A 22978-nucleotide genomic window follows, 5' to 3' on the forward strand; every position below is an offset into this window, starting at 1 on the left:
GGCATTTGAGCGTTGGCGTTTGCGAGTGGGATAGGCATGGCTGAGAAACAACTTGCGTATGATACGCGCGGAAAAGACGATCTGTTTGCTGACGACGATCCGTTGGCCGAGCTTGCTCGTATCGTCGGCTTCGAACCGCGTGTTGCAGCGAATACGGTAAGCGAAGCCGCACGGCGCGAGCCTGCCCTCAATCTTGAGGACGAACTCGGGCGCGAGTTCGACCGTTACGACTCACCGCGTCCGCTCGCAGATCTCGACCATCCGGCCGAGCCGATTTCCGACGGCATTGCGCCTGAAGATTATGTCGAGCCCGTTCTCGATGTTGCCCCTGCTGTCCAAAGCCCGCGGGCTCCGGAGCCTGTCTCCGCTGCTCCCGCCGCCGCCGAAGAAGCAGCGCAACCTGCAGCAAGAAATTGGGACGTTGCCGCTGCCGACTGGCCGGCCGACCCGCAGCAGCTTTCCATCGATCGTGATTCCGAGGCGCCCATTCAAGCCGTCTTCGGTGGCGCCCGCGATCTGATCGAAGAGCTCGAATTGTCGATCGGTGCGGCGCCCGTCTCTTCCGTGCCACAGTCCGCCAAAGCCCCGCAATGGTCGGCTGCCAGCATCCGGCTGCCGCTTGCCAATTTCCACGCTGCGAAACGCGAGGAGCCGGTTGCTCCGCCGGCGGATGTGGTCGAGCCGGCGGCCGAGATTGTCGCCGCGCCGGTGGCAGAGGCAGCCGACGAACCGGTGGCGGAATCATCGCTCGCCGATCCTGTGGCGGTAGAGCCGCAGCCTGCGGTCGAGCAGTCGGCGCCCGTCGCCGCTGTCAAGCCTGCCGAGGAATTCGTTTCCGCTTCGCCGTCATTTGGGTTTCCCGCCGAGCTCGATCGTCACGATGAGGCGGTAGCGCCGCAAGAGACTGCCGAAACTGAAGAATTCTTTGACGTCGAGGACGGTCCGGAGGAGTTCAGCTCCGACGCCGGTTTCGATCTCGCTGCCGCTGTGGAAGGCGATATCCAGGCTGATGCCGCCCTCACCGAAGTCGTACCGGAAGTTCCGCACACCGCCGGCACTTTCGATCTCGACGATCTGCTGGCCGACGTCTCGCGCTATCCGGTGCCGCATCCGGTATTGCAGCGCGCCAATCTGGCGCCTGTCTCGCCGCAGCCCGCTGCCGAGGCTGCCCTGGTAGTCACCGCACCGGTTCAGCCTGCGCCGGTCGTCGCTGCACCGGTCCCGTCCGCTCCCGTTGAAACGGTTCCTGCCCATGTCGCCGAAGCGGCAAAGCCGGTTCCGCCCCAGCCTGCCGAGGTCACCGCGCTCCAGCCTGCCGCAACGGCATATACCCGGGCGCCGCAGCCCGCGCCGGACGCTGACGATCCTTTTGCCGGCCACGATTTCGAACTGGATCTTGCCGGCATCGAGCTGGAACTTGCCGATCTCGATTTTTCCGAGGCGTCCGAGCCTGCACCGCAGCCGAAGCCGCAGCCGGCACCCCCTGCGGCCCCGCAGGCGGCCGCGCCCATGCGGTCCGCGCCGGTCTTTGCTGCCGAACCGCCGGCCCCAGCTCCGTCGCCTGTTTTCAACTGGACGCCCGCCCCAGAAGCGCCCGCCCCAGAAGCGCCCGCCCCAGAAATGCCCGTCGCAGAATCGACGGAAGACCTGCCTTTCGATCCGGCGATGATCTCTGATCCGGAGGAACGTCCCGAGACCGTCGACGATATGCACGTGCCGGCGCTGCCGCCGGTCGAGCAGCCCGCGCCGGTGGCGAAAACGGCGGATTTCGATTTCGATCTCGACGCAGAGATCGCGAGCTTCTTTGAACCGGCCAAGCCGCGGGAAATGCCGGCGCCGCCCCGTGATACCGCTGCCGCGGCCAAGCCGGTCAAGCCGACCATTGCCGACGGCCTCGATGATTTCGAACGGGCGCTGGAGGAGGATTTCCGCCGCAGCGTGCGCGAGCCGGTCGAGCGCCGCCAGACCTCCGAGGTCCACATCGAATCGGCAAGCCAGGCCGCCGATTTCAGCCGCGCCCGCTCGATGCGCCGGCTGCTTGCCGGGGCTGTCGTGCTGGTGGTCTTCGCCGGCGTCGGTTATGGCGTCTATTCCTCCGTCTGGAACGGCGAGGGACTTGGCATTGTCGCATCCGGCGAGCCGCGCGTGATCACCGCCGACAAGGAGCCGGTCAAGGTCGTTCCGGAAAATCCCGGCGGCAAGACCGTGCCCAACCAGGACAAGGCCGTTTATGACCGCGTAGCGGGTTCTGCCGAGGAGCCGAAGCAGAAGGCGCTCGTGTCGTCCGACGAGGCGCCCGTCGATGTCGTCCAGCGCACACTGACACCGGAAGCGCTGCCCGAGGACGACGAGAACGCCGGCGCCGACGATCGGGTCGCGCCGACCGCGGTCGGTGAGACGGAGGATCCGCGTCTGCTGCCGAACCAGGCCAATGCCGACGACGCGGCCGCAAGCGGCGCCGACAAGACGCCGTCCGTTTCGCCGCGCAAGGTCCGCACGATGATCGTCAAGCCTGACGGCACCCTGGTCGCTCGCGAGGAGGCTGCGCCCGTCGATCAGCCGGAGCCGCCGGTACAGTCTGCCCAGACAACGCCGTCCGCCCAGCCGGTGCCGTCTGCCCAGCCGCCGGTCACGGCCCAGTCCACGCCGTCGACCCCGGTCGTGCCGCCGGTCGGCGGAACGGCTGCAAGCTTCCCGGCAAGCACCGAGGTCGCTTCCGCCGATTCGCGTTCGGCAGCACCTGTTGAAGCAGCGCCGGCTCAGCCGTCGCCTGCGGCAATTGCCGATGTGCAGCAGGCAAATCCCGCCCCGGTCGATGCGCCGGTACGACCGGTCAAGACGACGGCGGTCGCCGATAAGGCCCCAGTTCCGATTGCCCGCCCGGCCGATCAGCCCGTCAATGTCGTCAGCACCGTCACCGACAAGGGTAATGTCCGCACGCCGGCGCAGCAGCCGAAGCCGACGCAGGTTGCTTCTGCCGCCCCGGCCGCCGCCCAGCCGCAGCAGGCCGCATCCACCGGAGGTTACGGCCTCCAGATCGCGTCACTGCCGTCGGAGGACGAGGCCAATAAATCCTATGCCAACCTCTCGAAGAAATTCGCCGGGGTGCTGGGTGGCCGCGCTCATGAGATCCGCAGGGCCGATATCGCCGGCAAGGGCACGTTCTACCGTGTTCGCATCCCGGTCGGCTCTAAGGATGAGGCCGCGGCACTTTGCGAACAGTATCGCGCAGCCGGTGGAAGCTGCCTGATCTCCAAGTAAAATCAGGTCACGGAATTATGAGAGCGGCGGGCCGATCGGCCCGCCGCTCTTTTTTGTGCATCGCGCCCGCGCTTGCTCGCATTTGGCGGGGGGCGGTCTATGATTTCTAAATGACCGAATCAAAAGCGATGATACTTGGCTGCAGCGGCCTTGCCCTAACATCCGAAGAGAAGGCCTTCTTTCGGGGCGAACGGCCCTGGGGCTTCATCCTCTTCGGGCGCAACATTTCCGAAGCCTCGCAGATCACCAATCTCGTCGACGAACTGCGCGACAGCGTCGGTTGGCATGCGCCGGTGCTGATCGACCAGGAGGGTGGTCGCGTCCAGCGCATCCGCCCGCCGGTCTTGCCGCGTTATCCCTCGGGTCAGGCGCTCGGCGATCTTTATCGCCGCGACACAGCACTCGGCCTGCGCGCCGCCTGGGTGATGTCGCGGCTGCATGCTTTCGACCTTTCGAAACTCGGCATCAATGTCGATTGCCTGCCGGTGCTCGACGTTCCAGTCGAAGGCAGCAGCAATGTCATTGGCGACCGTGCCTATAGCGGCGATCCTGAGACCGTCATTGCCATGGGGAGGGCGGCTGCCGAAGGGCTGAAGGCCGGCGGCCTGCTGCCTGTGATGAAACACATGCCCGGCCACGGCCGCGGATTTGCCGATTCCCATCTGGAACTGCCTGTCGTTACCGTCGCGCGCGATGAGCTCGAGGTCCATGATTTCCCGCCCTTCATCGGCATGAAGGACGAGCTCATGGCGATGACCTGCCACGTCGTCTTCACCGCCATCGACCCGGATAATCCGGCAACGACCTCACGCAAGGTGATCGACGGCGTCATTCGCGAGCATATCGGCTTTACCGGTCTGCTGCTTTCCGACGATAGCTCGATGAACGCTCTTTCGGGCACGATCGGCGAACGTGCGGCGAATATCATTGCAGGCGGATGCGATATCGTGCTGCATTGCAATGGCCATATGGACGAGATGCGGGATGTCGTGGCAAATGTTCCGCGGCTCGCCGGTGCGTCGCTCGCCCGAGCGAAAGCGGTGGAAGCGGGTTTCGCCGCGCCGGACAGCGCCGATGAGGCGGAGTTGAGAGCGGAATTCGAGGCGATGTTTGCGATCGTCTGATCGCAGAGGGAGCAGCGTGGTGAACACGGTCAAGGGCACGGAGCGTCCGCAGGCGGCAACGCCGATGGACAAGCTGTGGCAGGATAACGGCGCCGAGCGCGCCAGCCACGAGCCGGCGCTGGTGATCGACGTCGCCGGCTTCGAAGGTCCGCTCGACCTGTTGCTCTATCTCGCCCGCAATCAGAAGGTCGACCTGTCGCGCATTTCGGTGCTAGCGCTCGCCGAGCAATATCTGCAGTTCGTCGAAAGCGCCCGCCGGATCCGCATTGAGCTCGCCGCCGATTATCTCGTCATGGCGGCCTGGCTTGCCTATTTGAAGTCACGGCTGCTCATTCCCCAACAGGTCAAGGATGATGGGCCCTCGGGCGAGGAGATGGCGGCAACGCTGGCCTTCCGCCTGAAACGCCTCGAAGCCATGCGCCAGGCGGCCGAAGGCCTCGTCAACCGCAACCGCCTCGGCCGCGATATCTTCGCGCGCGGCGCGCCCGAGCATATTCCCGACCGACAGCAGTCGGCTTACGCGGCGAGCCTCTATGATCTCCTGACCGCCTATGCGGCGCTGCGCCAGCGCCACGCCGTCACCCAGGTGACGATCGAGAGGCGCAATGTCTGGTCGCTGACCGACGCGCGCGAGCTACTGACCCAGATGATCGGCGAGGTCGGGGACTGGACGGCGATGGAGCATTATCTGCTGCGTTATCTCGCAGCCCCCGAGGAGCGCGTCACGGCCATCGCCAGCGCCTTCGCCGCCTCGCTGGAGCTGGTGCGCGAGGGCAAGCTCGAAATCCGCCAGGACGGCGCCTTTCAACCGATCTATATGCGCCGGGGCCCGAAACATGCGACGCTGCAGGTGGTGGAACAGGAGCGGCCGGTTTGATCGATCTGAAGAGCGAAGAGGATTACGAGAACGAAGGTCGCAACCTGCAGGCCGAGATCGAGGCCGAGCGCATCGCCGAGGCGCTGGTTTTTGCCTCCTCGCAGCCGGTGCCCGAAAGTTTCCTCGCCGAGCGCCTCCCCAGGGATGCCGACGTTCGCGCGATCATGCTGCGCTTGAAGGAGCAATATGCGCCGCGGGGCGTCAATCTCGTACAGGTGGAGAGCGCCTGGGCCTTCCGCACCGCCGCCGACCTCTCCTTCATCATCCGCCGCGATGACAACGAGGTGAAGAAGCTGTCGCGCGCCGCGCTGGAAGTGCTGTCGATTATCGCCTATCACCAGCCGGTGACGCGCGCCGAGATCGAGGATATCCGAGGCGTGCAGACCTCACGCGGCACGCTCGACGTGCTGATGGAAGCGGGCTGGGTGCGGTTTCGCGGCCGCCGGCGCACGCCGGGCCGGCCGGTGACATTAGGCACCACCCGTGATTTTCTCGACCATTTCGGCCTCGAGGAACTGCGCGATCTTCCCGGTCTCGAAGAATTGAAGGGAGCAGGCCTGCTCTCGGGCCGCATTCCGGCGAATTTCAATATTCCCTCGCCATTGATGAAGGACGAGCTGAGCGAGGACGAAGACCCCATTACCCAGATGGATCTCGAAGAACTTGGGTTGCTCGCCCCGCGTTCTACCTCCGAAGATTGAAGGACTTCGTCTTGCTTTCGCCACGCATGACGAAAACAATGGTGCTCACGATTTTTCGGGGGCTGTGGCTTGTCACATGGGGCGATACCGTGACATTAAGCGCAGTTCAAAGGGCTTGATGTTGGAAACGGTGTGGGAAATTCTTACATCGAGGGAACATCGAAACAGGGAGTTAGGGTAATGGGTTCTTTTAGCATGTGGCACTGGTTGATCGTTCTGGTCATCGTGCTGTTGTTGTTCGGTCGCGGCAAGATCCCGGAACTGATGGGCGATGTCGCCAAGGGCATCAAAAGCTTCAAGAAGGGCATGACGGACGAAGACGCGCCGGATACGGCCAAGACCGTCGATCACAAGGCCGACGAAACGAAGTAACCAAGTGCGGGAAAAGGCGCAGCCCCCGCGCTTCCGCCCAGGAGCCTTGCATGTTCGATATTGGCTGGACCGAGCTTTTGGTCATCGCGGTCGTGCTGATCGTCGTTGTCGGTCCCAAGGATTTGCCGCCGATGCTGCGCGCTTTCGGCAAGATGACGCAGCGCGCCCGCAAGGTAGCAGGTGATTTCCGCGCGCAATTCGACGAAGCGTTGCGCGAGGCTGAGCTCGACGATGTCCGCCAGACGATCAGCGATGCGCAGAAGCTCAATCCGGTCAACAGCCTGCGCGAGGCGATGAACCCCCTTCGCCAGATGGGCAACGAGATCAAGGCAGACCTGCAGAAGGCGAGTGCTGCGCCCGAGAACAAGACCGAAGTGCCGCTGGCTGCAGTTTCTGCCCCGACGCCGTCAATGAGCCTGCCGGAAACGCCGCCGCTGGTACCGGCGCCCGCGCCGACGCCGGAACCCGTTGCTGCAGCCGTCGCTACGGCCGATGCGGTTGCCGCCAAGCCGAAAGCGGTGCGCAAGCCGCGCGCCAAGGCCGCAGATAAGGCAGCCTTTGCGATCGCCGCGCCCGTGGAAAGCGCGCCTGCGGAAAAGCCGAAGCGCACGACGGCTGCCAGAAAGCCCGCAGCACCGAAAGCGTCCGTGCAGAAGAACAAGAAGGACGAGGCATGAGCGGTGATATCGAAGACAAGCCGCAGCCGCTGATCGAGCATCTGATGGAGCTGCGCACGCGGCTGATCTGGTCGATCGGCGCGTTTTTCGTCGCCTTCATCGCATGCTTCTTTTTTGCTAAGCACCTCTTCAACTATCTGGTCATTCCTTACAAGACGGCGGTGGAGTGGGCGCATCTTGACGTCGAGAAGGCCCAGCTGATTTATACGGCGCCGCAGGAGTTCTTCTTCACGCAGGTGAAGGTGGCGATGTTCGGCGGCCTGGTGGTCGCGTTCCCGATCATTGCCGCGCAGGTCTACAAGTTCGTGGCGCCCGGCCTTTATAAGAACGAGCGCCAAGCCTTCCTGCCGTTCCTGATCGCGTCGCCGGTTCTGTTTCTGATGGGCGCGGCACTCGTCTATTTCTTCTTCACGCCGATGGTCATGTGGTTCTTCCTGTCGATGCAGCAGGCGCCGGGGCATGACGAGGTGGCGATCTCGCTGATGCCGAAGGTCTCGGAATATCTGAGCCTGATCATGACGCTGGTCTTCTCCTTCGGCCTCGTCTTCCAACTGCCCGTCATCACGACCCTGCTCGCCCGCGTCGGCCTGCTGACGTCGCAATGGCTTGCCGAAAAGCGCAAGTTCGCCATCGTGCTCGCCTTTGTCGTCGCCGCCGTGCTGACGCCGCCGGACCCGATGTCCCAGATCGGTCTTGCACTGCCGACGATCCTTCTCTACGAGATTTCCATCCATGCGGCGCGACTCGTGGAGCGCCAGCGTGCCCGGCAGGCGCTCGAAAAGGACACCGAATCCGCGGACGTTGCCAAGACGGACAGCGTCTGAGCGGTCATCCGGAAATCCCTTCATGAACGCCGTCTCACCCGTCCGAAGCCCGGTCAGGCTTTGGCCGGGTCACTTCTGTTGCAACGACTGGAACGACGATGCTCGATATCAAATGGATCCGTGAGAATCCCGAAGCGCTCGATGCCGCCCTTGCCAAGCGCGGTGCGGAGCCTCTGGCCCAAAGTCTCGTCGCCCTCGATGAAAAGCGCCGTTCCGCCGTGCAGAAGGCGCAGGACCTGCTGTCCCGCCGCAACCTCGCTTCCAAGGAGATAGGTGCGGCGCTGTCCCAGAAGAACGCCGAACTCGCCGAGAAGCTGAAGGCCGAAGTCGCTGAGATGAAGACTTTGCTGCCGATGGTCGAGGAAGAGGACCGGCAGCTGACGGCCGAGCTCAATGACGCCCTCTCGCGCATCCCGAACGTCCCTTTCGACGATGTCCCGGTCGGCAAGGACGAGCATGACAATGTCGTTACCCGCGTTGTCGGCGAAAAGCCGCGATGGAACCATACGCCGAAGGAGCACTTCGAAATCGGCGAGGCGCTCGGCTATATGGATTTCGAGCGCGCCGCCAAGCTCTCCGGCTCGCGCTTCACCGTTCTCACAGGGCCGCTCGCCAGGCTCGAGCGGACCCTTGGCCAGTTCATGATCGATCTCCACACGCGCGAGCACGGTTATACCGAAGTCAGCTCTCCGCTGATGGTTCGGGCTGAAGCGGTGTTCGGCACCGGCAGCCTTCCGAAGTTCGAAGAGGATCTCTTCAAGACGACGGACGGCCGCTATCTCATTCCGACGGCTGAAGTGACGTTGACCAATCTCGTGCGCGAGGAAATCCTCGAGCAGGAAAAGCTGCCGCTGCGCTTCACCGCCTTGACGCCGTCCTTCCGCTCGGAGGCAGGCTCGGCCGGCCGCGACACGCGGGGCATGCTGCGCCAGCACCAGTTCTGGAAATGCGAACTCGTCTCGATCACCGACGCCGAGAGTTCGATCGCCGAGCATGAGAGGATGACCGCCTGCGCGGAGGAGGTCTTGAAGCGCCTCGGCCTGCATTTTCGCACGATGACGCTTTGCACCGGCGACATGGGCTTCGGCTCGCGCAAGACCTATGATCTGGAAGTCTGGCTGCCGGGACAGAACGCCTTCCGCGAAATCTCCTCCTGCTCGGTCTGCGGCGATTTCCAGGCCCGGCGGATGAATGCGCGCTACCGCGGCAAGGACGATAAGATCAACAAGTTCGTACACACGCTGAACGGCTCCGGCACCGCCGTCGGCCGCTGCCTGATCGCCGTCCTCGAAAATTATCTGAACGAGGATGGCTCCGTCACGATTCCGGACGTTTTGCTGCCCTATATGGGCGGCTTGACCAAGATCGAACGGGCGGCCTGAGGCGATGCGCATCCTGCTTACGAATGATGACGGCATTCACGCGGAAGGCTTGGCCGCATTGGAGCGGATCGCGCGCACGCTGTCGGACGATGTCTGGATCGTGGCGCCCGAGACGGACCAGAGCGGTCTTGCCCATTCGCTGAGCCTCTCCGAACCGCTGCGGCTGCGCAAAATCTCCGACAAGCATTTCGCCTTGCGCGGCACGCCGACTGATTGCGTCATCATGGGCGTCCGGCAGGTGATGGACATCAAGCCCGACCTCGTTCTCTCCGGCGTCAATTCGGGCTCGAATGTTGCCGACGACGTGACTTATTCCGGCACGATCGCCGGCGCCATCGAGGGCACCATGCAAGGCGTGCGCTCCTTCGCGCTGAGCCAGGCCTATCTCTACGAGGACGGTGCACGCATCGTGCCCTGGGAGGTCTGCGAGACGCATGCGCCGGCTCTTCTGGAAAAGCTTATGGTTCTGGATCTGCCGGAAGGCACGTTCCTTAATCTCAACTTCCCGAACTGCCGTCCCGACGAGGTCGATGGCGCCGAGGTGACCATGCAGGGCAAGCTCGCCTTCAATCTGCAGGTCGATGCCCGCTCCGATGGTCGGGGCTTTCCCTATTACTGGTTGAAGTTCGGCGAACGGGCCGGCGCCTTCATCGAAGGCACCGATATTCACGCCCTCAATCATAACAAGATTTCGGTAACGCCTTTGAAACTGGATCTGACCGATTATTCCGTAACGGACCGCGTGGCGCGGGCCCTGGGATACGGAGCACAGGTTTGACGGCAAGACTGGCGGAGAAGGAGGGCTTTGCGGCGCTCGTCCTCAGACTGCGTGCCGAAGGCATCTCCGACCTCGATCTGCTGACGGCGGTCGAGCAGACGCAGCGCTCGCTGTTCGTGCCGGCGCAATTTGCCGACGACGCCTATTCGAGCCGCACGATTCCGATCGAATGCGGTTCCTTTCTCGAAGGCATCGATTTTGTCGTCCGCATCCTCCATCACCTCAAGCTCAAACCGGGACAGCGCGTTCTGGAAATCGGAACCGGCAGCGGCTTCACTGCCGCCGTCATGGGCCGCTTGGCCGAACGCGTTCTGTCGATCGATCGCTACAAGACGCTGACGACGGCAGCACACCGGCGCATGGAATCGCTTGGCCTGCGCAACGTCGTCATCCGCCAGGCCGACGGCAGCGCGGGCATGCAGGGTGAGGGCACGTTCGATCGTATCCTGGTGACGGCGGCCTTCAATGCCATGCCGCGTTTTTACACAGACCAGCTCGTTTCCGGCGGCTCGATGATCGCGCCGCTGATGATTTCCGAGAACGAGTGTCGCATGGTGCGGCTGACGAAAACCGGCAGTCGTTTCGAACGCGAGGAACTGTTCGAAGCCCCTTATCTGCCGATCGTTCCGCGTCTTGCCTCGCTGCTGTAGGCACTGCGATTTTTCACCCGTAAGCTATGGTTATCAACTTCTCAAAAATATCGCACTGATTCCAGCATCTTAACCGCGTGGTAATACTAACGCGCTTTAATAGACTCACAAATGGTTGCGTTCTCAGTGGGTCGAGTCAATGCGTTTCAGTCTTTCGCCGAAGTTCGGTAAGTCGGCCGGTAATCTTCTGGTTGTGGGCCTGCTGGCGAGTGCCGCAACGGGCTGCAGTTCCGATGTGACACGGTTTGGCGGTTTGTTTTCCTCCTCCGGCCAGGATCAGATCACCACAAGTTCCATTCCGCGCAGGGGCGGCGTCCAGGGCGATCCGGTGCCGCGTGCCGATCTCGACGGTGCGGCCGTCGCCAGCCAGTCCGGTTACGGTGGAAACAATGCGCTGAACCAGCCCTATCCGGCAAGCCCGGGCTACGAGCCGATCCGTCCATCGAGTGCACGCCTGGCTTCCTCGCCGGTCTCGATACAGCGTTCCGAGCTTGCGGCGCCGACGGCTGCCGCACCGTCCCGGCAGCGGGAAAAGGAAGTCGCGCTCGCCCAGCCGTTCCCAGCTTCGCCGCAGGCTGAAAAGCCGCGGCTCGTCGCGCCGGCAGCACCCAAGGCGACGCCCGATTCGCTGACGACCAGCACGACGCCTAAAGTTTCCGGCTGGTCGGCGACGAATGCACCTTCCGTGACGCTGCGTCCGGGCGAAAACATCGCTACGCTGTCCAGACGTTTCGGCGTTCCGGAAAAGGAAATCCTGCGCGTCAATAATCTGAAAACGGCCTCTGCCGCCCAACCCGGCCAGGCGATCCTGATTCCGACTTTCAATGGCGGCAATGCCGCCAAGGCAGCTTCGCAGGCAGCCGATCTTTCCAAGCCCGGCAATATGCCGGGGCCGGCCAAGGCGCCGGAACAGAAGGTCGCGGTCGTCCCAGGTGGCAATTCCGCCCGCGACAAGATGATGGCGAGCGCCGACCCGGCCGGTAAGCTTCCGGCGGGCGCCGGCAAGGATCCGAAGGCGCCTCCCGGCACCTATGTCGTCAAGCAGGGCGATTCGCTGGCAAAGATCGCCAAGGCGACCGGCGCCAATATCGACGATCTCAAGGCCGCCAACAATATTTCGGCGAGCTCGCTGCGTGTCGGCCAGGCCCTGAAGATCCCGACCGGCAGAACCGACACGATCAAGACCGCCTCTATCCCGGCTGAAAAGGTCGAATCGAAGCCGGCTGATCCGGCGTCTGCCCAGCAGACGGCTTCCGTTCAGCCCGCGCCCTATAAGGCGCCGGCCGCCACCCAGACCGTCGACGAGGTCGAAAAGAAGGCCGACGTCAGCTCCGACGCGCCGGAATCGACCGGCATCGGCAAATATCGCTGGCCGGTGCGCGGCCAGGTCATTGCCGCCTATGGCGCCAACGTCAACGGCAGCCGCAATGACGGCATCGATATCTCGGTGCCGCAGGGCACGCCGATCAAGGCCGCCGAAAACGGCGTCGTCATCTATGCCGGCAATGGCCTGAAGGAACTCGGCAACACCGTCCTCGTCCGTCACGACGACGGTACCGTCACGGTCTATGGCAATGCCGACACGCTGAGCGTTGCCCGCGGCCAGAAGATCCAGCGCGGTCAGACCGTCGCCGTCTCCGGCATGAGCGGCGACGTCAAGCAGCCGCAGGTCCATTTCGAGGTGCGCAAGGACGCGTCCCCGGTCAACCCGATGACTTTCCTGGAATAGGTAGAGCGTACCAGGAAGCGCAAAAGCCCGGCCAACCGCCGGGCTTTTGTTATTTAATCAGACTCTATCGATATGGACGCGCATGCGCCCCGCCAGATCCTGAATATATTGCCAGGCGACGCGGCCCGAGCGAGCACCGCGCGTTGTTGCCCATTCCAGCGCCTCGGCATGCAGTGTGTCGCGCGCGAGCCCAAGCTTGAAGTAATCGGCATAGCCGTCGACCATGCCGAGATAGTCTTCCTGGCTGCATTTATGAAATCCGAGCCAGAGGCCGAAACGATCGGACAGCGAAACCTTCTCCTCGACGGCTTCGGACGGATTGATCGCTGTCGACTGTTCGTTTTCCATCATGTGGCGCGGCAGCAGGTGGCGCCGGTTCGAGGTGGCGTAGAAGAGCACGTTGTCCGGCCGTCCTTCGACGCCGCCGTCGAGCGCTGCCTTCAGCGATTTGTAGGCGGTGTCGTCGTGATCAAAGGAGAGGTCGTCGCAGAAAACGATCACCCGGTAGGGCGTATCCTTCAGGAGGTCGAGCAGGTTGGGCAGGCTGGCAATATCCTCGCGGTGAACTTCGACCAGCTTCAGCGCGACGCCGCTTTCGCGCCTGACATCCTCGTGCACGGCTTTGACCAGCGACGATTTGCCCATGCCGCGCGCACCCCAGAGCAAAACGTTGTTAGCGGCATAACCCTCGGCGAACCGCACCGTATTTTCGTGCAGGATATCACGCACGTGGTCGACGCCGCGGATGAGCTTCAACGCCACCCGGTTGGGTTTCTTAACGGGCTGCAGATGCTGGCGCACCGGCGCCCAGACGAAACAGTCTGCCGCGTTCCAGTCATTGACGGCGGGTGCCGGTCCGGCAAGACGATGGACGGCATCCGCGAGCCGCTTCAGCTCGGCAAGCAAGGCAGTGTTGATTTCCTCGGTCATCGCAAGCTCCTGATTTCTTGCTGCGGCAATCCGCTTTATCTTTCGATGCGGGTAGCATGGCGTTTTGCCGGCGGAAAGGTTATGAGGCAGCGGAATCGGTACTGTTTCCGGCTGTTTCTGTTGCATTCATCGAAGCGGCAACTATAGTCCGGCAACCTGAAAAATGAGGCGGAGTTCCGCCGCCAAGCCTGAGGAGTTTAGCATGTTCATCACCCCGGCATTCGCCCAGAGTGCGACCGATACCGCAACCGGTTTCGGCGGCTCCGGTTTCGAAATGATCATTCTGTTCGTGCCGCTGATGGTCGTCTGGTACTTCCTGCTGATCCGTCCGCAGCGCGCCCAGGCCAAGAAGCGTGAGGAAACCCTGAAGGCGATCCGTCGCGGCGACCAGGTCGTGACCGGCGGCGGTCTCGTCGGCAAGGTGACGAAGGTCGTCGACGACAAGGAAGTCGAAGTCGAGATCGCCGAAGGCGTTCGCGTCCGCATCGTCCGCAGCGGCATTTCGGAAGTTCGCGTCAAGGGTGAACCTGTCAAGGCCGACGCGGCGTAACAGGCGATAACGGCAAACCGCCGGATCGGAAGATCGACGAGAGAATGTTGCATTTTTCCCGCTGGAAAACACTTCTGATTTGGCTGGTTGCGTTTGCGGCCGTCGTCATCGCTACGCCCAATCTGGTGGGCGAGGCACAGCGTGCCTCTCTGCCGGATTGGCTGCGAAACGAGCGCCTGATGCTCGGCCTCGATCTGCAGGGCGGTTCCCATATCGTTCTGAAGGTCGAGCGTTCCGATATCGTCAAGGACCGCCTGGAAGAGGCGGTCGCGAATGTGCGCAACGCGCTGCGCGGCGCCGGCATCCGCTATACCGGGCTGACCGGCAACGACCGGACCGTTACTGTCCGGATCACCGATCCTGCCGAGACGCAGAAAGCGGTCGATCGTCTGCAATCCCTGACGACGACCGGCGGAGATTCCGCCCCTGGGCTCGCGCTGCAGCAGGGCGGCGAGGGGCAGCTCTCACTGCAGATTTCCGACGCCGGCATTACCGCTGACGTCGCCTCCGCCCGGACCCGGTCGCTTGATATCGTCGCCCGCCGCATCGCCGGATTCGGCTATGAGAATTTGCTCGTTCGTCCCGATGGCGACGACCGGATCACCGTGCAGGTGCTGGGATCGGTCGATGCCGAGCGGCTGAAGAACCTTCTCAACCAGCCGGCCAAGCTCTCCTTTCATCTGATTGACGAGAGTATGTCGGGGCAGGAGGCGCTGAACGGCCGCTGGCCGGCGACATCGCAGGTGCTCTATTCGCTGGACGATCCGCCGATTCCCTATCTCGTCGACCGTACGGCGTTCGTCACTGGCAGCAACATGATCGACATCCAGCCTGTCGTCGATCCGCAGACCCAGGATGTCTCGATCACCTATCGCCTGGATGCGGAAGGCACGCGGCGGCTGGCTGAGGCGACGGGGCAGAACATCGGCAAGCATCTTGCCATCGTCTTCGACGACCAGGTCATGTCGGCGCCGGCCATCGATGCAGCGATCACCGGCGGCGAAGGTCGGATATCGGCGAACTTCTCCGAGGATGGCGTCCGCGACCTGGCGGTGATGCTGCGGGCAGGGGCCTTGCCGGCAACGCTGACGAGCGTCGAGGAACGCAGCGTCAGCCCGAGCTTCGGCGCTGACTCCATCTTCTCCGGCCTCATGGCCGGCCTCGTCGCAGTCCTGCTGGTCGCAGCACTGATGATCGCGCTTTATCGGATTCTCGGCCTCGTCGCTGTCGTCTCGCTCTTCTTCAATCTGATACTGATCATTGCCGTGCTGAGCCTTGCCGGCGCGACGCTGACCTTGCCTGGCATTGCCGGCATCGTGCTCATCGTCGGCATGGCGGTCGATTCCAACGTGCTGATCTACGAGCGCATCCGCGAGGAGGAGAAAATCGGCCCCCCCTTTGCGCAGGCGGTCGGCCGCGGCTTCTCGCGCGCCTTCGCAACGATCATCGATGCGAATGTCACGATCTTCATCGCCGCCGTCATTCTCTTTTTCCTCGGCAGCGAATCCATTCGTGGTTTCGCCGTGACGCTGGCGGTTGGCATTCTGACGACCGTCTTCACGGCATTCACGCTGACACGCTCGATCGTCGCCGCGTGGCTGGCGCGACGTCATCCCCGGCACCTGCCGAAAAGCGTCCTGACCCATCTCTTCGAGCACGCCAATATCCGGTTCATGGGCATCCGCCGCTATGTCTTCACGGCGTCGGCTGCGATCTCGCTGATCGCCATGGCGGCCTTTGCCACCGTCGGCCTGCAGCTCGGCATCGACTTCACCGGCGGCTCGCTCATCGAGGTGACGGCGAAACAAGGCAATGCCGACATGACCGATCTCAGATCGCGTCTCAACGATCTCAATCTTGGCGAGGTCGGGGTCGAACGCACCGGCGGCCCGGCGAACGCGCGAATCCGCATCGCGTCCCAGGGCGGCGGAGAGAATGCCGAGCAATCGGCAGCGACGCTGGTGCGCAGCGAGCTCGAGGCGGATTATGATTTCCGTCGCGTCGAAGTCGTCGGCCCGGCCATCTCCGGCGAATTGACGATGACGGCGACGCTTGGTGTCGTTGCCGCGCTCGCGGCAATCCTGCTCTACATCTGGATCCGCTTCGAGTGGCAGTTCGCCGTCGGCGCCATCGTCGCAACGCTGCACGACGTCATCATCATGCTGGGGCTTTTCGTGTTGACCGGCATCGAATTCAATCTCACGAGTATCGCCGCCGTGCTGACCATTGTCGGCTATTCCCTGAACGACACCGTCGTCGTCTATGACCGGATGCGCGAGAACCTGAAGCGATACACAAGGATGCCGCTGCCGATCCTGATCGATGCCTCGATCAATCAGACATTGTCGCGCACCGTCCTGACGGCGGCGACGACGCTGCTTGCCTTGCTGGCGCTCTACCTGTTCGGCGGCGACGTCATGCGCTCATTCGCCTTTGCGATGCTCTTCGGCGTCGCTCTCGGCACTTTCTCTTCGATCTATATCGCCGCTCCCGTGCTGATCGTCTTCCGCCTTCGGCCGGAGAGCCCCGACAGGGAAGAGAGCAACAAGACGGATGCCGGTATAAACTCCGGCACGGTGGTTTGAAAACATGGCAAAAGGCATAGAAATCCGCGCCGCGCATTTTCCCGGGCGCGCTCCGATCGATACTTACGGCAATGGCGGCTTCCGTTTTGCCGACATGTCGCATCGCGGCTCGATTCTTTGCCTGCCCTCCGGCATTCATGGCTGGGACATGGACATGTCGAAGCCGCTGTCGCCTGAAAATTTTCGCCGTGTGCTGGAGGAGGCCGCCGATATAGAGGTTCTGCTCGTCGGCACGGGAACCGAGCTTCGCCGTCTGCCCGACGATTTGAAGCAAGCGCTGAAGGCGCGCGGCATCTCCTCCGATCCGATGAGCACGGGTGCCGCAGTGCGCACCTTCAATATCATGCTGTCCGAGCAGCGCGCCGTCGCGGCGGCCTTGATTGCGGTCTGACGATGGTTGACGCGAATATTGCGACGAACCAGGATATCTGCCTGGCGATGCTACGCGACAATGATCGCGACCGCTATCTTGCCTGCCTTCTATCGCCGCAGGACAAGCGCGGTGCGCTTGCGGCGCTTTACGCATTCAATGCCGAGCTTGCCCGCATCCGCGACCTGGTGCACGAGCCGCTGCCCGGCGAGGTGCGCATGCAATATTGGCACGATCTGCTGGAGGGCAGTGCGCATGGTTCGACGGCGGCCAATCCCGTCGCCGCAGGGCTTCTGGAGGCAATCGAAATTTATCGCCTGCCGCGTAAGACGCTGGTCGACATGATCGAGGCCCGCACATTCGACCTTTATGACGACCCGATGGAAACGCGTCTGACGCTCGAAGGTTATGCCGGCGAAACCGCCTCCGCGCTGATCCAGCTTGCAAGCCTTGTGCTTTCGCCGGAGGAAGCCCCACGATCGGCCGATGCCGCCGGCCATGCCGGCGTCGCCCAGGCGATTGCCGGCCTGCTGCTTTTGATGCCGCTGCATCGCCGCCGCGGCCAGCTCTATATTCCGCTGCAAATCCTTTCGGCCACCGGCCTCGACCGCGATGCCTTCCTTGCCGGCGAAGACCGACCGCGCATCTCCGCCGCCATCGAGGCCTTCGCCGGCCTCGGCCGCGAGCATCTGGCAAAGGCGAGGGGGGCAGGGCCGATTGCGCCCGCCGTCTTTCCGGCCTTCCTGCCGGTCACGCTGGCCGAGCCGGTGCTCCGCAAGGCGCAGAGGCGGGGCGCCCTGCTGTTCAACCGGCCGTTGCAGCCGCCGCAATGGCGCCGCCAGCTCGCAATGGCGCTGGCTGCATCGCGCAGTAAAATCTGATTTCGGTCAAATTCGCGCAAGTCTCGCGCGCTACAAGGTCCTGACCGCTACCCTTTGAACGGAGACTCGGCGTGGGCATTATCGTTTGGTGCGTCCTTTTCGCCATCGTCATTTTCTTTGCCTTCGTGGCAACACGCATGGCTGCGCAAAACAAGGAAGACGGCCTGCACGACACCGGTCTCGCCATTATCGAGTTCGGCCGCGCGTTTCCCAACGAGGCTATCCGCCAGCTGCAGGCGACCGAAAACGGTCAGGCGATCTTCGTGCGCCTCCACGACAACAAGGCCGGGCTGATGCGCAACATGGCGCGCCATTTCTCCTGCCATCTGATCGAGCCCGGCCGTGTGCGCGTGGTAAGCTCGGAGACAGGCAGGGGGTTGGCGATCGAATTTCTCGATGCGCCCGGTCACAACGGAAAATTCGAGTTCGCTTCACCGAAGGAGGCTTCCGAAGTTGCGTTGTGGCTGCTCGGCAACTACATCGCTGAGCCGGACAAGGACCTGCCAGCCGGCCATATATCCGCGGCCAACAAGCAGTAGGACGGCTGCTCAGGCGCTTTCGGCAAACCCTTGTACCTGGCCGAGCCAGGCGGCGCAGTCCGCAAGCGCGCGACGCGCGATCAACTGCCGTTTCATGATCGTCTTATCCTTGCCGCGGAAGCGCTTGACGCCTTCGGGCTTGACGATCGAGCCGGGCTCAAGCTCCGGAAACAGCCCGAAATTGATGTTCATCGGCTGGAACGAGCGTTTGCCGGGCTCTTCGTCGGTGACGATGTGGCCGCCGGTGATATGACCGAGCAGCGAGCCGAGCGCCGTCGTCGCCGGCGGCAGCAAGATCGCTTCGCCCTTGCGTTCGGCGGCGGCAAAACGCCCTGCCATCAGCCCGACGCTAGCGCTTTCCACATAACCCTCGCAGCCGGTGATCTGGCCGGCGAAACGCAGGCCGGGCCGCGACTTCAGCGTCAGCGACGGATCGAGCAGGGTCGGGGAGTTGATGTAGGTGTTGCGATGCAGGCCGCCGAGGCGGGCGAATTCGGCATTTTCCAGTCCCGGGATCATCCGGAAGATTTCCGCCTGCGCGCCGTATTTCAGCTTCGTCTGGAAGCCGACCATGTTGTAAAGCGTGCCGAGCGCATTGTCCTGGCGCAGCTGCACGACGGCATAGGCCTTGACTGTCGGATTATGCGCGTTCGTCAGCCCCATCGGCTTCATCGGCCCGTGGCGCAGCGTCTCGCGGCCGCGCTCGGCCATCACTTCGATCGGCAGGCAGCCGTCGAAATAGGGAGTGCCTTCCCATTCCTTGAAGCCGACAGTGTCGCCAGCGATCAACGCGTCGACGAAGGCATTGTACTGCGCCTCGTCCATCGGGCAGTTGATGTAATCCTTGCCCGTGCCGCCGGGGCCGACCTTGTCGTAGCGCGACTGATACCAGCAGATATCCATGTCGATGCTGTCGCGGTAGACGATCGGCGCGATGGCGTCGAAGAAGGCGAGCGAATCCTCGCCCGTCTGCGCCTGGATGGCGCTGGCGAGCGACGGCGCGGTCAGCGGTCCGGTGGCGACGATGGCAAGATCCCAGTCGCGCGGCGGCAGACCGGTGATTTCCTCGCGCACGACGGTGATCAGCGGATGGTCGTGGATCGCCTTGGTCACGGCTTCGGAAAAGCCATCGCGATCGACGGCCAGCGCGCCGCCGGCCGGCACCTGGTGGCGGTCGGCGGCAGCCATGATCAGCGAGCCCGCCATACGCATCTCGGCATGGATGACGCCGACGGCATTGCTGGTCGCATCGTCGGAACGGAAGGAATTGGAGCAGACGAGTTCGGCAAGACCGTCGGTCTTGTGCGCATCCGTGCCGCGCACGCCGCGCATTTCATGCAAAATGACGGGAATGCCGGAGCTGGCGATTTGCCAGGCGGCTTCCGAACCGGCAAGCCCACCGCCGACGACATGAATGGGGGAATAAGAGGAGATCGTGTTCATCCCGGGCTGATATCATGTCGGTAGGTGCGATCCAACACCCCGAATCAAAAACGGCGCCCTAATAGCGCCGTCTTGAAGCATCGTGCCCGTTTGCCCGCGATTAGCGGAACGAGCGGGATGCGATGTTACGGATGTCGTAGCGGCTGACGCCGATGTCGGACAGGGTCTGGTTCGACAGGCTGCCGAGTTCGTTGAGCGTACGGCGGTAGTTGAGCCAGCTTTTTGCAATGCGGATCGGGTTCATTGTCATCTTCCTCGAACAAATTCCGCTGGACGGCGGGATCGCCTGTCTCTCTGCGGTTGATGTTTATATAGGCGAAAACCCTCTCATTGTGCAGTGCAATTAAAAGGCGTCTGCCATGCAAATGTGCAATATGATGCTCGAGAATTAAGCGGTGAACATTTTTTGAGCGGGCTAAGGAACCGGGAAGATCCTGCAACCGCGGCCACCGTCGATCGCCACAAATGAAAACGCCCGCTGCGGTGCAGCGGGCGTTTTAATCATGGGCGGATCTGCTTGGGAGGAAGCAGAAACCTTTGAATTAACGCGAAGAAGCTTCGCGGGCGACGCGATGGATGTCCGAACGGTCGATGCCGAGGTCATGCAATTCGCGGTTGGTCATGCGGCCGAGTTCGGTGACCGTCTGACGATACTTGCGCCAATTGTTGAAAGAGCGGGTGATGTTCATATTAAGCCCCTTTCCGAGGGTTTGATCTGCCAGCAGCCACCCATCGGCGCTGACCTCTATTTGATGACCGGAATATATGTTGCGGCGCGAAGGACGAAAATAGACAAGTTTTCAGGTCACCTATGCGATAGATGCAATGCTTTACACAATCTTACCGCAGTCTGGTCAACGAATAGGCAAAGTGACTTGAGCGAATACCAGAGCTTTGAAATGGCGAAGGGCTGCGATGAGGAAAAACCCCGCTCCCGCCGGTTGTGCCGCTGGACACGCGGTTCGTCGCCGGTTCGACGAGCCATCAATCATTACGATGGCCCCGCAAAGCGGCGCGATCACGAATGCGGCACCACGGCTAATACGAAGAAAAATCCGGTGCTCTCCCGGTGGCACCGCCCAGCCAGTATCGGATGTGCTAACGCGTTGAACCTACGCATTATGTTGTCATCAAATAAAACGCCCGCCGGGGGAGGATCCGGCGGGCGCATTATAGTGACTGGCAACTGGGAGGAGGAGTGTCACCAGTCTATCGCAGCGCGCTTGGGAGGAGGTGTGCGCGGCTGCGAATCTCGTCACGGACAAAGCAATCCGCGGGCGTCCGGCAGTGCCGGGCCGGGGCGCCATCCCCGTGCTTCGATAGTCGGTAAATAGTATGATTAATTGGCATTTTGCAGTGCAATAATTACATGAGAGACATGCGGAAGGTGCATACCTCTTCCTTCGTATGCTGATATTAGCAGTTCCGACGTTAGCGTCCGGTTAACATCTGACCCAAATTAGACCAATGAGGAATTTGCATATTTAGCGCTGAGGCGTTTGCGAAGCTGCCTGCTGCGTCTATAAATGACGGCAGCCGCAGCGCGTGCGTCGCGGAACTGAGGGGTGGAAGCATGTATCGCGGCAGATTGGAGCGGGATCTCTTGCTCTGGGTGGGCAAGGGTCTGCTGGCAAAGGAAACGGCCGGCGCGCTTCTCGCCGAATATGACAGCCGCCCGGCCAGCTTCAGCCTCGGCCGGGTGCTGATGGCGCTGGCGGCGGTGCTTCTTGCCGCTGCCGTTCTGCTGGTGATCGCCTCCAATTGGGAAGCCATTCCGCGCCTGATCCGCGTCGGCGCCATCCTCGCTCTGATCTGGGCGGTGCATATTGCCGCCGCCCTGATGCTCGCTCGCGGTGCGGCGGCGGCCGCAGGCGGGCTGCTGGTCATCGGCGCGATGAGCTTCGGGGGTGCCATTTCGCTGGTCGGGCAGATGTATCATCTCTCCGGCGACGAGCAGACGGTGATGTATCTCTGGTTCGCCATCGCGACGATCTCCGCGATCCTGTTCCGTTCGGGCGCGGTGGTGGTCGTTGCGGGCTTTCTCTCCTGGGCGTCCTTTGCCGTTTATCTCGAGAACCATGACACGCATTGGATCGGGGTTGATCCCTGGATGGCGCCGGTCATGGCGGTGATTGTCATTGCGTTGGTGCGTTACACCGGCGCTGCGCGAGCGCGTCATCTCGCCTATTTGCTGCTGATCGGCTGGCTTGCATGGCTCTACACGCTTTATGAGGAGATGGCGGTGGCGCTTGCCTTCGCCGTCGGCGGCATGGCGGTTTTCGTGCTGACGGCGTTGCCGCATCCCCGTATCGCGCCACTGGTCAGGAGTGCCGGCGCGGCCCCGGCATTCTACAGCTTCCTCGTCGCAGCAATCGGCTTCCTGCTCCTGCATATCGAGATTGAGCAGGGATGGCGGCTGGTGGTGCTCGGTCTGGCGACACTTGCCGCCGCCGTGCTGGCGATCGCGCTGCAAGGCAGGAACAACGGCGCCGTGCGTTACCTCGCCTATACAGCCTTCGCTGCAGAGATGCTCTATCTCGCTTCCGTCACCGTCGGCTCGATCCTCGGCACGTCGAGCCTCTTCCTGTTTTCCGGTCTCGTGGTTGCGCTGGTCGCTTGGATCGTCATCCGTCTCGAGCGGCGCTTTTCCGCAACTGCACGGGAGGAGCTCGCATGAGCTCGTTGATGGCAAGGCTGCAGTCCGGAAAGGGCTACCTGCTTTCGGCGGTTATCGTCGCCGGCCTGCAGACTATAATCCTCGGCACGATCATCCAGAGCCGGGCTTCGATTCTCAGTAATGGCGCCGAAGTGCTGCTGAAGACGGCCCCGGTCGATCCGCGCGATTTCCTGCGCGGCGATTATGTCGTCCTGAACTATGACATTTCCACCGTGCCGGTGCAGACGGTTTCCGGCGGCATTCCGGCTGAGCCGGCCGAACGCACGCTGTGGGTCCGGTTGAAGAAGCAGGCGGACGGTTTCTGGACGGTGAGCGAATCGTCCTTCCACGCGCTGCCGCCGCAGCCGGAGACGGTGATCCTGCGCAGCCAGCCATTCTATAGTGGCGGACTGGCTGCGGGCGACAGCATTCGCGTCGAATACGGCATCGAGCGTTATTATGTCCCCGAGGGTCAGGGTAAACCACTGGAGGAGGCGCGCAATGATGGCAACGTCGCCATAGCGGTGCGCGTTTCGGCGGACGGAAGGGCGCAGATCCGCAGCCTGCTCGTCGATGGCAAGCCGGTTTACGACGAACCGCTCTACTGATCCCGCAAGCCTTGGGGCAGGGGCGCTTTTCCGGCGCAAAT

General features: G+C 62.6%; 22 protein-coding genes. 18 read left to right on the forward strand and 4 right to left on the reverse strand.

The annotated features are described in order from the left end of the window. Positions 1 to 36: 36 nt before the first annotated feature. The 11 genes from PYR71_RS15435 (at position 37) to PYR71_RS15485 (ending at position 12375) form a co-directional block, all read left to right on the forward strand. Complete coding sequence (locus PYR71_RS15435; protein WP_275619966.1) at positions 37 to 3261, forward strand: SPOR domain-containing protein; 3225 nt, start codon at positions 37 to 39, stop codon at positions 3259 to 3261. A gap of 110 nt (positions 3262 to 3371) precedes the next feature. Continuing rightward, a complete protein-coding gene (gene nagZ / locus PYR71_RS15440) occupies positions 3372 to 4385 on the forward strand; it encodes a beta-N-acetylhexosaminidase (RefSeq protein WP_275619967.1) in 1014 nt (337 codons plus the stop codon). A gap of 19 nt (positions 4386 to 4404) precedes the next feature. Next, a complete protein-coding gene (locus PYR71_RS15445; protein WP_275619968.1) occupies positions 4405 to 5262 on the forward strand; it encodes a segregation and condensation protein A in 858 nt (285 codons plus the stop codon). After that, complete coding sequence (gene scpB, locus PYR71_RS15450) at positions 5259 to 5963, forward strand: SMC-Scp complex subunit ScpB (RefSeq protein ID WP_275619969.1); 705 nt, start codon at positions 5259 to 5261, stop codon at positions 5961 to 5963. The genes PYR71_RS15445 and scpB overlap by 4 nt, the downstream gene beginning before the upstream one ends. Positions 5964 to 6143: 180 nt before the next feature. Beyond that, positions 6144 to 6335, forward strand: a complete 192-nt coding sequence (locus PYR71_RS15455) for a twin-arginine translocase TatA/TatE family subunit (protein ID WP_003538990.1) — start codon at positions 6144 to 6146, stop codon at positions 6333 to 6335. 50 nt (positions 6336 to 6385) lie between these two features. Then, the gene (tatB, locus tag PYR71_RS15460; RefSeq protein WP_183915951.1) at positions 6386 to 7012 is read left to right on the forward strand and encodes a Sec-independent protein translocase protein TatB; all 627 of its coding nucleotides are present in this window, start codon (positions 6386 to 6388) and stop codon (positions 7010 to 7012) included. Beyond that, on the forward strand, positions 7009 to 7836 hold the full coding sequence (gene tatC / locus PYR71_RS15465; RefSeq protein ID WP_016732894.1) for a twin-arginine translocase subunit TatC: 828 nt from the start codon (positions 7009 to 7011) through the stop codon (positions 7834 to 7836). The genes tatB and tatC overlap by 4 nt, the downstream gene beginning before the upstream one ends. Before the next feature lie 98 nt (positions 7837 to 7934). Next, positions 7935 to 9218 (forward strand): serine--tRNA ligase, encoded by a 1284-nt coding sequence (serS, locus tag PYR71_RS15470; protein WP_275619970.1) that lies wholly within the window; start codon positions 7935 to 7937, stop codon positions 9216 to 9218. 4 nt (positions 9219 to 9222) lie between these two features. Then, positions 9223 to 9996, forward strand: a complete 774-nt coding sequence (gene surE / locus PYR71_RS15475; protein WP_275619971.1) for a 5'/3'-nucleotidase SurE — start codon at positions 9223 to 9225, stop codon at positions 9994 to 9996. Beyond that, positions 9993 to 10646: a protein-L-isoaspartate(D-aspartate) O-methyltransferase gene (locus tag PYR71_RS15480; RefSeq protein WP_275619972.1), complete on the forward strand. Its 654-nt coding sequence runs from the start codon at positions 9993 to 9995 to the stop codon at positions 10644 to 10646. Before surE ends, PYR71_RS15480 begins: the two co-directional genes overlap by 4 nt. Before the next feature lie 139 nt (positions 10647 to 10785). Continuing rightward, positions 10786 to 12375, forward strand: coding sequence for a peptidoglycan DD-metalloendopeptidase family protein (locus PYR71_RS15485; RefSeq protein WP_275619973.1), 1590 nt, complete (start codon positions 10786 to 10788; stop codon positions 12373 to 12375). A gap of 57 nt (positions 12376 to 12432) precedes the next feature. On the opposite strand, the gene PYR71_RS15490 is transcribed toward PYR71_RS15485, so the two are convergent. Then, entirely contained in the window at positions 12433 to 13305 is an 873-nt protein-coding gene (locus PYR71_RS15490; protein WP_275619974.1) for an ATP-binding protein, read from the reverse strand. Positions 13306 to 13507: 202 nt separating this feature from the next. On the opposite strand from PYR71_RS15490, the gene yajC reads away from it, so the two are divergent. From yajC to PYR71_RS15515, 5 genes are all read left to right on the forward strand, one after another. Continuing rightward, the gene (gene yajC, locus PYR71_RS15495) at positions 13508 to 13855 is read left to right on the forward strand and encodes a preprotein translocase subunit YajC (RefSeq protein ID WP_004678848.1); all 348 of its coding nucleotides are present in this window, start codon (positions 13508 to 13510) and stop codon (positions 13853 to 13855) included. A 44-nt stretch (positions 13856 to 13899) separates the two neighbouring features. Continuing rightward, on the forward strand, positions 13900 to 16440 hold the full coding sequence (gene secDF, locus PYR71_RS15500) for a protein translocase subunit SecDF (RefSeq protein WP_275619975.1): 2541 nt from the start codon (positions 13900 to 13902) through the stop codon (positions 16438 to 16440). A 4-nt stretch (positions 16441 to 16444) separates the two neighbouring features. Then, positions 16445 to 16831, forward strand: coding sequence for an Mth938-like domain-containing protein (locus PYR71_RS15505; protein ID WP_097579095.1), 387 nt, complete (start codon positions 16445 to 16447; stop codon positions 16829 to 16831). Positions 16832 to 16833: 2 nt separating this feature from the next. After that, a complete protein-coding gene (locus PYR71_RS15510; RefSeq protein WP_275619976.1) occupies positions 16834 to 17691 on the forward strand; it encodes a phytoene/squalene synthase family protein in 858 nt (285 codons plus the stop codon). 71 nt (positions 17692 to 17762) lie between these two features. Continuing rightward, positions 17763 to 18230, forward strand: coding sequence for a hypothetical protein (locus PYR71_RS15515; protein WP_010028810.1), 468 nt, complete (start codon positions 17763 to 17765; stop codon positions 18228 to 18230). A gap of 9 nt (positions 18231 to 18239) precedes the next feature. Here the strand turns inward: PYR71_RS15515 and trmFO are convergent, their stop codons facing one another. The 3 genes from trmFO to PYR71_RS15530 all read right to left on the reverse strand — a co-directional run bounded on the left by trmFO (position 18240) and on the right by PYR71_RS15530 (position 20362). Continuing rightward, positions 18240 to 19673, reverse strand: a complete 1434-nt coding sequence (gene trmFO, locus PYR71_RS15520; protein WP_275619977.1) for a methylenetetrahydrofolate--tRNA-(uracil(54)-C(5))-methyltransferase (FADH(2)-oxidizing) TrmFO — start codon at positions 19671 to 19673, stop codon at positions 18240 to 18242. Positions 19674 to 19773: 100 nt separating this feature from the next. Then, entirely contained in the window at positions 19774 to 19917 is a 144-nt protein-coding gene (locus tag PYR71_RS15525; protein WP_183915929.1) for a DUF1127 domain-containing protein, read from the reverse strand. Positions 19918 to 20215: 298 nt separating this feature from the next. Then, complete coding sequence (locus PYR71_RS15530) at positions 20216 to 20362, reverse strand: DUF1127 domain-containing protein (protein WP_004678838.1); 147 nt, start codon at positions 20360 to 20362, stop codon at positions 20216 to 20218. Between the two features lie 884 nt (positions 20363 to 21246). On the opposite strand from PYR71_RS15530, the gene PYR71_RS15535 reads away from it, so the two are divergent. Then, positions 21247 to 22350, forward strand: coding sequence for a DUF2157 domain-containing protein (locus tag PYR71_RS15535; RefSeq protein WP_275619978.1), 1104 nt, complete (start codon positions 21247 to 21249; stop codon positions 22348 to 22350). Continuing rightward, the gene (locus tag PYR71_RS15540) at positions 22347 to 22937 is read left to right on the forward strand and encodes a GDYXXLXY domain-containing protein (protein WP_275619979.1); all 591 of its coding nucleotides are present in this window, start codon (positions 22347 to 22349) and stop codon (positions 22935 to 22937) included. Before PYR71_RS15535 ends, PYR71_RS15540 begins: the two co-directional genes overlap by 4 nt. The last annotated feature ends 41 nt before the right edge of the window (positions 22938 to 22978 follow it).

The sequence above is a fragment of the Rhizobium mulingense genome, from assembly GCF_029194105.1.
GTDB lineage: Bacteria > Pseudomonadota > Alphaproteobacteria > Rhizobiales > Rhizobiaceae > Rhizobium > Rhizobium mulingense.